Below are 10,437 nucleotides of genomic sequence, written 5' to 3'. Positions count from 1 at the left end.
TAGTGTCCGAAGACATTAAGAATCCATGTCACTTTGAGTGCCCACACAGATTGTCTGATAAATTGTTAAAGAGCAGTGCCGCTTCGTTTTCGCTGCGGCGCGGGGTGTGCATATTACGCTTTCCCGCTTCAGAGTCAAGCATTTATTTTCGCTTATCTCTGCTGACCCGGCGGCGTGTGTGCCGTTGTTCCGTGTCAGTGGAGGCGCATTATAGGGAGTTATTCTGAAGTGACAAGAGGAAATTCAAAAAAAGTTTCTGTCCGTGTTTTTTTTCACCAACAGGGGTGAAATCAAGCTACAAATTGTTCTATTTGATGTATCTGCAACCACAATAACACCCGAGGTGGCATAATTATCAGCATGAATCTTTAAGGAATAAACGCGATGCCATTAAGCGCACAACAACTGGCTGCCCAAAAAAACCTGTCGTATGTGCTGGCAGAAAAACTGGCTCAGCTGATTTTAGCGGGTAAATATGCCCCGGGGAGCATCCTGCCGGGTGAAATGGAGTTGGGTGAGCAGTTTGGGGTGAGCCGTACCGCCGTTCGCGAAGCGGTGAAAACCTTAACGGCAAAAGGCATGGTGCTTCCGCGTCCTCGCATTGGTACGCGTGTGATGCCACAGAGCAACTGGAACTTCCTCGATCAGGAACTGCTCTCATGGTGGATGACGGAAGATAACTTTCATCAGGTTGTCGATCACTTCCTGGTGATGCGCAGCAGTCTTGAACCTCAGGCCTGCCTCCTTGCCGCCACGCTCGGGACGGCAGAACAGAAAGCGCAGCTCAATGCCCTGATGGAAGAGATGGTGTTCCTGAAAAAACACTTCAACCGCGAACGCTGGATTGAGGTCGATATGGCCTGGCATGAACACATCTATATGATGAGCGCCAATCCGTTCCTGACATCCTTTGCCTCTTTATTCCATTCGGTATACCACACCTACTTTACCTCTATTACGCAAGACGAAGTGGTAAAGCTGGATTTGCACCAGGCGATTGTTGATGCCATTCAGGAGAGCGACGGGCAGCGAGCCCAGGATGCATGCCAGGCATTGCTGGCCGCGCCAACCCACCAGCAGGTACATAAATGAGAGAGAAAAAAGCGCGCAGCATGGCCGGATTGCCGTGGATTGCAGCCATGGCGTTCTTTATGCAGGCACTGGATGCCACCATCCTCAACACAGCGCTACCCGCGATTGCACAAAGCCTTAACCGATCCCCGCTGGCGATGCAGTCCGCCATCATCAGTTATACCCTGACTGTCGCGATGCTCATTCCGGTGAGCGGCTGGCTGGCTGACCGCTTCGGCACCCGCAAAATATTCATGCTGGCTGTGACGCTCTTTACGCTCGGCTCTTTGGCCTGTGCGCTGTCAACGTCTCTTACAGAGCTGGTCATCTTCCGTGTTCTTCAGGGCGTTGGCGGGGCGATGATGATGCCCGTGGCGCGTCTGGCGTTACTGCGCGCCTATCCGCGCAGTGAACTGCTTCCTGTGCTCAACTTTGTCACAATGCCCGGCCTGGTCGGCCCCATACTGGGTCCGGTTCTCGGCGGGGTATTCGTCACCTGGGCAAGCTGGCACTGGATCTTCCTGATTAATATTCCCATTGGCGTCGCGGGGCTGCTTTATGCCCGCAAATATATGCCGAACTTCACCACCCCAAGACGCCGTTTCGATATGCGTGGTTTTTTCCTGTTTGGCCTGAGCCTGGTGCTCTTCTCCAGTGGGATGGAGCTGTTTGGTGAGAAGATCGTGGCGACATGGATTGCACTCTCCGTCATCCTCGGCGGTATTTTGCTGTTCCTTCTTTATATACGTCATGCACGCCGTCACCCGACGCCGTTAATTTCTCTGTCGCTGTTTAACACCCGAACGTTTTCCGTGGGGATTGCGGGCAACATTGCCTCACGCCTGGGGACGGGCTGCGTGCCGTTCCTGATGCCACTGATGCTGCAGGTGGGTTTCGGCTACCCGGCTCTGATTGCCGGTTGCATGATGGCACCCACGGCGATGGGCTCTATTCTGGCCAAATCAACCGTCACGCAGGTGTTGCGCTGGTTTGGCTATCGTAAGACGCTGGTAGGTGTAACGGTCTTTATCGGGCTGATGATCGCGCAGTTCTCCCTGCAATCCGCCTCTTTACCGGTCTGGATGCTGATCCTGCCCCTGTTTGTGCTGGGAATGGCCATGTCGACACAGTTCACGTCGATGAACACCATCACCCTCGCCGACCTGACCGACGATAACGCCAGTAGCGGCAACAGCGTGCTGGCAGTGACTCAGCAGTTATCGATCAGTCTGGGGGTGGCCGTCAGTGCGGCGGTGCTGCGGTTTTATGAAGGTTTTGACAGCGCAAACACCGTCGAACAGTTCCACTATACCTTTATTACCATGGGCGCACTCACCGTCGTGTCGGCGCTGGTCTTTATGCTGTTAAAACCCAAAGATGGCCGCAACCTGATCAAAGAGCGCCACAAAGCAAAGGCTAAACCGAACCCCGTTCCATCAGAACAGGAGTAAGCTGCAGACGTTGCTGCTGCAGGCCGGGCTCGGCCATTCGGTGGATAAGCACATCGATGGCCAGCTCGCCCAGTTCATCTTTTGGCTGATGAATCGTGGTGAGCGGCGGCGTCATGTAGCGGGCCAGTTCAATGTCATCGTAACCAATCACCGCCATATCGTGTGGAACACGCAGTCCCGCCTGATATAACGCCTGATACGCGCCAAACGCCATCGCATCGTTGCCGATAAACACAGCCTGCGGACGCTGCGCTTGCGACAGCAATTTCTGCATAGCTTCAAAGCCGCCGTTAAATTCGAAATCACCGGTAATACGGTAGCCATCCGGAACAGTAAGCCCCGCCCGCGCCATCGCAGAAAGATACCCCTCAAGACGCAAACGCGCCGGGGTTTTATCCAGGGGGCCGGTAATGCAGGCGATGCGGGTATAGCCTTTATCGATCAGATACTGGGTGGCCATGTCACCTCCCAGCAGCGAGTTATCCTGAATGAGATCGCTGGTACCGTCGAACGGCGCCCAGTCCATCATCACCGTGGGAATAGAAGGGTAGCGCTGAATAATCTCTTTCGAGGGCTGATGTGTTTCGGTACACAGCAGCAGTAACCCGTCGACGCGTTTTTGCATCAGCGTCTCCAGGTTGCGGTTCATTCGCTGCTCATCCCCTTCGGTATTGCACAGCACCAGGCTGTAACCACGCTCGAAGCAGCTGCGTTCGACACCGCGAACAAGTTCAGAATAAAAGGGGTTGGTACTGGCGGTGATCAGCATGCCGATGGTGCGCGTCTGGTTGAGCTTGAGGCTGCGCGCCAGCGCGGACGGCGCATAGTTGAGATCTTTAACCGCGGCTTCGACTTTTTCCCGAATCGCCTCGCTAACGAAGCGATCGTTATTAATGACGTGGGAGACTGTCGACGTAGAAACGCCCGCCTGGCGGGCGACATCTTTCATTGTGGCCAAGCGTTACCCCTGCTGACTTAAGAATTCATCAATCTCTTTACGCCACGGAACGGAAGGCTGAGCACCTTTGCGCGTTACGGCAATCGCCGCGGCGGCATGGGCAAAGCGGATAGCATCATCCATTCTCTTGCCTTCCAGCAGCGCAGTCACCAATGCACCGTTAAAGGTATCTCCCGCCGCGATGGTATCAATCGCCTTAACCTTAAAGCCCGGCACGCGACGGCCTTCCCCGTTTACGCTGGCCCACACTCCACGACTGCCAAGGGTAATGATAACGGTGCCGATGCCTTTATCGTGCAGCACTTTCGCCGCCCGCGCGGCGTCGTCATCATTTTCAACGCGAACGCCTGTCAGTTTCTCCGCTTCAGTTTCGTTCGGGGTAATGATATCCACCAGCACCAGCAGCTCGTCTGATAATACCCGCGCAGGCGCAGGATTGAGTACGACAGTGGTATGATTTTGATGCGCTATCGCTGCGGCCGCCAGGACGCTTTCAACGGGTGATTCCAGCTGCATCAGAAGCGCTTCGGCATTCGCGATGATCTCGCGCTGCGCGTTCACCCGCTCAGTGGTCAGCGCGGCGTTAGCCCCCGCATGAATACCGATGACATTCTCACCTTCCGCGTTGACGAAAATCAGCGCCACGCCGGTTGATTCCCCTTCGACAACGCTGACAGGCGCAATATCAATGTTATCGCTGGCCAGCTGTTTGCGTACGCGCTCACCGGTATCGTCATCACCTGTGCAGGCAATAAAGGCGATCTTCGCCCCACTGCGTCCTGCGGCGACGGCCTGGTTGGCGCCCTTACCGCCGAATGCCACCTGATACTGATTACCGGTGACGGTTTCGCCCGGTGTCGGGAACGATTCAAGGTTAAGAATGTGATCGGCATTGATACTGCCAAGGACGACAAGATTGCCTGCGGTTTTCATGGTTGAGGTGTCCATCTGAGAGCGCCACCGGTGTGACCCGGTGGCGTATGCCACACTTTTCTTTATAGGGTGTCCCTCAGGCAGCCAGCGACTGCCTGATTCGCCTTTTACTGCTTGATGACCAGTTTCAGGTCAACAGGATATTTGGCCTGAACTTTTTCGCCCTTCAGCACTTTATCAGCAGTCTGCACGCCCGTTGCGCCGATCTGCTCAGGCAGCTGAGCGATGGTCGCCGCCAGTTTGCCATCTTTTACTGCTTTTTCACCATCCGGCGTGCCGTCAAATCCGACAACCATCACATCAGATTTACCTGCGGTCTGCAGAGCACGCAGCGCGCCCAGCGCCATTTCGTCGTTCTGTGCGAACACAGCCTGCACGTCAGGGTGCGCGGTCAGCAGGTTCTGCATCACGTTCAGACCTTTCGTGCGGTCGAAGTCAGCAGGCTGGCTGGCCAGTACGTTAAATTTGTGCGCTGCAACAGCCTGCTGGAAGCCTTCACCACGCTCACGCGCCGCTGACGTACCGGCAATACCCTGCAGTTCGATAACTTTCGCGCCTTCACCCGCTTTCTTCGCGATGTAGTCACCCGCGATTTTGCCACCCAGTACGTTATCAGAAGCGATGTGGCTGACTACGTCGCCTTTCGTCGCCTGACGGTCAAGGGTGATGACCGGGATCTTCGCCTGGTTTGCCATCTTCACGGCGTTACCCACGGCGTCAGAATCCGTTGGGTTGATCAGCAGGATTTTGGTGCCACGTACGGTTAAGTCCTGAACGTTTGCCAGCTCTTTCGCCGGGTTGTTCTGAGAGTCCAGCACCACCAGGTTGTAGCCCAGTTTGTCAGCTTCTTTCTGTGCACCGTCCTTCAGAGAGACGAAGAACGGGTTGTTCAGCGTGGAGATAACCAGCGCGATGGTGTCTTTCGCCATTGCGTTAGCACTTACGGTTGCGCTCAGCGCGACAGCAGAAACCAGGGTAGCCAGTTTTTTCATGTTCATATCTAAGATGTCCTGTAGTGTCGTCAGTTACTGTTTTTTGTTGTCTACCAGGACCGCCAGCAAAATCACCACTGCTTTAACGATCATCTGGTAATAGGAGGAAACACCTAATAAATTCAAACCATTATTCAGGAAACCAAGGATCAGTGCGCCGATCAATGTCCCAACAATGCGACCTTTACCGCCCGCAAGACTCGTACCGCCCAGAACGACTGCCGCAATGGCATCCAGCTCATACCCCGTCCCCGCCGTTGGCTGCGCAGAAGAGAGGCGCGCCACTTCGATGATGCCTGCCAGAGAGGCCAGCAGACCACACAGCGAATAGACGATGATTTTGACTTTATTGACGCTGATCCCGGACAGACGCGTTGCCGCTTCGTTACCGCCCAGCGCATAGATATAACGACCCAGACGGGTGTGATGCAGCATGTACCACGCCGCGAGGAAAACGATAGCCATGATCCAGACCGGCGTCGGGATACCCAGCGGACGACCAATACCGAACCAGCCAAACAGATCGGCGTTATCCGTAAAGCCGGTATTTACCGGACTGCCGTTGGTATAAACCATGGTGACACCGCGCAGCAGGAGCATCATGACCAGCGTCGCAATGAACGCCTGAACGCGACCTTTCGCCACAATCACACCGGTCACGGCACCAATTGCCGCCCCAAGTGCCAGCGCTGCTGCAACGGCCACCAGCGCGTTGACTTCAATCCCTACAATTGAAGCCGCAACCGCACCGGTGAGCGCCAGCAGGGAACCGACGGACAGATCGATACCCGACGTCAAAATCACCAGCGTCATCCCTACCGCCATAATGGCGTTAACCGACGTCTGCTGAAGAATATTGAACAGGTTATTAACGGTAAAAAAGTTTGGGCTCATGGTCGAAACAATCGCGATCAACACCAGCAGGGCAATCAGCGATTTTTGTTCCAGCAGCCATGCCTTGGTGAAATAACGGCGACCAGAAACAGCCTGGGTAGTCATCTTCTTACTCCTGATTCACGCGATTAAGCTTGCCCACAGCGGCAGCCATCAGAACTTCCTGGGTGGCCTGCTCGCGAGTGAATTCACCACCGAGATGCCCTTCATGCATGACGATAATGCGATCGCTCATGCCTAATACTTCTGGCATCTCGGAAGAGACCAGAATGATGCTCAGGCCGTCGGCCTTGAACTGGTTAATCAGCTGATAGATCTCTTTCTTGGCCCCAACGTCCACGCCGCGGGTTGGCTCATCAAGGATCAGCACTTTCGGGCGCGTCATCAGACCGCGTGCAATGGCCACTTTTTGCTGATTACCACCGGACAACAGGCCAATCGCCTGCTCCATCGACGGCGTTTTAACGTTGAAGAGACGGATAAAATCGCTGACCGCCTGCTGTTCATCTTTGTGCTTCAGGCTGCCACCGCTGCGGCTGAAATAGCGCAGGGCAGTAAGCGACATGTTCTCTTTTACCGACATCCCCAGTACTAAGCCGTCACGCTTGCGGTCTTCGGAGATATAGACGATGCCGTTTGCCAGGCCATCCTGTGGAGAGCGAGTCACCACCTCATGACCGTCGAGCGTGACATAACCGCTGGTACGCGGCAGTGCGCCATAGAGCACTTTCATCAGCTCGGTACGGCCTGCCCCCATTAACCCCGCCACGCCAAGGATCTCCCCCTGGCGCAGGGTAAAGGTGACATCGTTCACGCCCGGGCCACAGAGGTTATCCACCTTAAGGCGGATCTCACCCGGTGCTTTGTCCAGATGCGGATACTGGTCTTCGAGCTTACGTCCCACCATCATTTCGATAAGGGTATCTTCGGTCAGCGTGGCGACTTCGCGCTCGGCAATGAATTGCCCGTCGCGGAAGACCGTTACGTCGTCGCAGATCTCGAAAATCTCTTTCATACGGTGAGAGATATAGACAATCCCGTGTCCCTGCGATTTCAGCTCGCGGATAACGCGGAATAAAGATTCGGTTTCGGTGTCGGTCAGCGCGTCCGTCGGTTCATCCATAATGATGACCTTCGACTCAAAGCTCAGCACCTTCGCGATTTCAACCATTTGCTGATCGCCAATGGAGAGGTCGCCCACCAGACGGTCGCTCTTGAAGCGCAGGTTTAGCTTCGCCAGCAGTTTATCCGCTTCGGCATACATCGTTTTCCAGTCGATTTTGCCAAACCGGTTAACGAACTCACGTCCGAGGAAGATGTTTTCCGCAATGCTGAGCTGCGGGATCAGGTTCAGCTCCTGATGGATAATACCGATCCCCGCATCCTGGGAGGATTTCGGGCCGTTGAACGTGGTCTCTTTACCCAGCCACAGCAGCGAGCCGGCATCGCGTTGATAGATACCGGTCAGCACTTTCATCATGGTGGATTTGCCGGCCCCGTTTTCGCCCACCAGCGCCATTACGCGTCCGGGATAAACGTTCAGTGCCGCGCCAGAGAGGGCTTTTACGCCCGGGAACGCTTTATCGATCCCTTTCAGTTGCAGTAATGCGTCCATGATGGCCTCAGAAGGTGACGCCAGCACAGAGAATGATATTCGCATACGGGGAACACTCCCCGCTGCGAATCACCGCCTGACTGTCTGCGGTTTGTTGTTTGAATTGCTCGTGCGTTGTGTAACGAATTTCTATGGTGTTTCCCTGGTGTTGTTGCAGTTGCTCAATGTGGCTGAGCAACGTTTCGTGGAGTTGCGGATTATGGTGTTTAATTTCCGTCGCGAGAATGGCCGCCTCAACCTGCATCTCCGCCGTCACCACGTCCAGTACCTGCATAAACGAGGGCACGCCCTGCGTTAACGCCATATCAATACGGGTGGTGCTGCGCGGAACCGGTAAGCCTGCATCGCAAACCACCAGCGTATCGGTATGCCCAAGACGGGAAATAACCGATGAGATTTCTGCGTTAAGAACGGTGCCTTTCTTCATTTTCTTGCTCCACTAGCGAAACGTTTCGCTGAAATCAGTTTAGTCTTAACGGTGTTCAGAAAACCACCATGACATAACAGATTTGTGATCGGCGTCGAAACGTTTCGCTACGTGAAATGAGAAGGCGATAAATGCAAAAACGGTAACCCTTTGGTTACCGCTTTTTTAGGGTTGCACCCTCTCCATCCAGGAGAGGGCATCAGGCCACATGAGGACCTAGATTTCGACCTGCGTTCCCAGCTCAATCACACGGTTAGGCGGGATCTCAAACTGGTCAGGCGCGCGAAGGGCGTTACGCTGCAGGATAAGGTACAACTTGCCGCGCAGACGCAAATACCAGGGGCGCTTGCCGATAATCAGCGACTCGTGGGACATAAAGAACGAGGTCTCCATCATGCGACAGCTCAGTCCTTCCAGACCGCAGCGATGGAACACCTCTTCGACGTTTGGTGTCTCACGCCAGCCGTAGCTTGCCACTACGCGCCAGAAGGTCGGCGACAGTTGCTCGATTTGCACGCGGCGGACATTGTGGACGTACGGGGCATCTTCGGTGCGCAGGGTCAGCAGGATCACGCGCTCGTGCAGCACTTTGTTGTGCTTGAGGTTATGCATCAGCGCAAACGGGATAACGTTCAGCGCACGCGACATATACACCGCGGTGCCCGGCACGCGGACCGGCGGCGATTTCTCCAGCGAGGCAATCATAGCCTCCAGGGAGTTACCGTGCTCATGCATACGGCGCAGAAGGCGGAAACGTTCGCTTTTCCACGTGGTCATGACAATGAACATCACCAGACCGAGCGTCAGCGGCAGCCAGCCACCGGAGACAATCTTGTCGAGGTTGGCGGAGAACAGCGGCACGTCAATGCACAGGAAGCCGACCAGAATCATCATCACGAGGAATTTGTTCCAGTGCCAGTTTCGGTACGCTACCGTGGTGGAGAGCAGCGAGGTCAGTACCATCGTACCGGTTACCGCAATACCGTACGCCGCCGCCAGGTTGCTGGAGTGCTCGAAGCTGACGATGACAATCACCACGGCGAAATAGAGCAGCCAGTTGATGAACGGAATGTAAATCTGGCCCGACTCCATCTCGGAGGTATGGATAATGCGCATAGGCGAGAGATACCCCAGACGCACAGCCTGACGCGTCAGAGAGAACACGCCTGAAATTACCGCCTGCGAGGCAATAACGGTCGCCAGCGTCGCCAGAATCAGCATGGGCACCAGCGCCCAGTCCGGAGCCAGCAGGAAGAATGGGTTCTTAATCGCCTCCGGGTTTTGCAGCAGCAGCGCACCCTGACCGAAATAGTTCAGCACCAGCGACGGCAGGACCACTAAAAACCACGCCACGCGGATAGGCAGTTTCCCGAAGTGCCCCATATCGGCATACAGCGCCTCAACACCGGTGATGGAGAGCACGACGGCACCGAGCGCGACGAAGGAAACCACTTTGTATTCCAGGAAGAAATGCACGGCCCAGTAAGGGTTCAGCGCATGCAGCACGTCCGGGTTAGCAATAATGCTGCGTAAACCGAGTGCCGCCAGGACCAGGAACCAGGCCAGCATAATCGGAGCGAACAGCTTGCCCACCAGCCCGGTGCCGTGCTTCTGGATGATGAACAACAGCGTCAGGACAAGGATCGCCAGCGGAACAACCCATGAATCAAGCTGTGGCGCGATAATCTCCAGCCCCTCTATCGCCGAGAGAACCGAAATCGCGGGCGTAATGACGACTTCCCCATAGAAGAAGCTGCCGCCAATCAGGCCGATAATGACCAGCACCGACGTCATTCTGGCGGAGGTATTCCGCCCGGCAAGGGACATCAGAGTCAGGATCCCCCCTTCACCGGCGTTATCTGCACGCATAACGAAGGAGAGGTATTTCACTGAAACCACCAGGATCAGCAGCCAGAAGATGAGGGACAGGAAGCCAAAGACGGCATCGCGCTCAACACCAAAACCAAACTGACCGGACAGACATTCACGAAGCGTATAAAGCGGGCTGGTGCCGATATCACCGTAGACAACCCCGATCGCCGCAAGCGTTATTGCGGGTAATGATTGCTTATTATCAGTGCTCATAGACTAGTCTT

The 10,437-nt window shown here is 55.1% G+C and carries 9 protein-coding genes; 2 read left to right on the top strand and 7 right to left on the bottom strand.

All coding sequences use genetic code 11. From position 1 onward, the window contains the following. Positions 1–384: 384 nt before the first annotated feature. On the top strand, positions 385–1,092 hold the full coding sequence (locus tag QMG44_RS17755) for a FadR/GntR family transcriptional regulator (RefSeq protein WP_020882776.1): 708 nt from the start codon (positions 385–387) through the stop codon (positions 1,090–1,092). Continuing rightward, positions 1,089–2,522, top strand: coding sequence for a multidrug transporter subunit MdtD (gene mdtD, locus QMG44_RS17750; protein WP_014172264.1), 1,434 nt, complete (start codon positions 1,089–1,091; stop codon positions 2,520–2,522). The genes QMG44_RS17755 and mdtD overlap by 4 nt, the downstream gene beginning before the upstream one ends. Here mdtD and rbsR read toward each other — a convergent pair. The 7 genes from rbsR to kup form a co-directional block, all read right to left on the bottom strand. After that, positions 2,488–3,480: a ribose operon transcriptional repressor RbsR gene (rbsR, locus tag QMG44_RS17745; protein WP_072255737.1), complete on the bottom strand. Its 993-nt coding sequence runs from the start codon at positions 3,478–3,480 to the stop codon at positions 2,488–2,490. The two genes, mdtD and rbsR, sit on opposite strands and share 35 nt — an antisense overlap. Positions 3,481–3,483: 3 nt before the next feature. After that, a complete protein-coding gene (rbsK, locus tag QMG44_RS17740) occupies positions 3,484–4,413 on the bottom strand; it encodes a ribokinase (RefSeq protein ID WP_050737676.1) in 930 nt (309 codons plus the stop codon). Positions 4,414–4,520: 107 nt separating this feature from the next. Next, complete coding sequence (gene rbsB / locus QMG44_RS17735; RefSeq protein ID WP_014172267.1) at positions 4,521–5,411, bottom strand: ribose ABC transporter substrate-binding protein RbsB; 891 nt, start codon at positions 5,409–5,411, stop codon at positions 4,521–4,523. Positions 5,412–5,438: 27 nt separating this feature from the next. After that, positions 5,439–6,404, bottom strand: coding sequence for a ribose ABC transporter permease (rbsC, locus tag QMG44_RS17730; RefSeq protein WP_020882772.1), 966 nt, complete (start codon positions 6,402–6,404; stop codon positions 5,439–5,441). A gap of 4 nt (positions 6,405–6,408) precedes the next feature. Further along, complete coding sequence (gene rbsA / locus QMG44_RS17725) at positions 6,409–7,914, bottom strand: ribose ABC transporter ATP-binding protein RbsA (RefSeq protein WP_232937825.1); 1,506 nt, start codon at positions 7,912–7,914, stop codon at positions 6,409–6,411. Between the two features lie 7 nt (positions 7,915–7,921). Beyond that, the gene (gene rbsD, locus QMG44_RS17720; RefSeq protein ID WP_020882770.1) at positions 7,922–8,341 is read right to left on the bottom strand and encodes a D-ribose pyranase; all 420 of its coding nucleotides are present in this window, start codon (positions 8,339–8,341) and stop codon (positions 7,922–7,924) included. A 216-nt stretch (positions 8,342–8,557) separates the two neighbouring features. Beyond that, a complete protein-coding gene (gene kup / locus QMG44_RS17715) occupies positions 8,558–10,426 on the bottom strand; it encodes a low affinity potassium transporter Kup (protein WP_014172271.1) in 1,869 nt (622 codons plus the stop codon). Between the last annotated feature and the right edge of the window lie 11 nt (positions 10,427–10,437).

The sequence above is a fragment of the Enterobacter sp. 200527-13 genome (genome assembly GCF_027924865.1).
GTDB lineage: Bacteria > Pseudomonadota > Gammaproteobacteria > Enterobacterales > Enterobacteriaceae > Enterobacter > Enterobacter ludwigii.
This window is presented reverse-complemented; position numbering and strand designations above follow the sequence as displayed.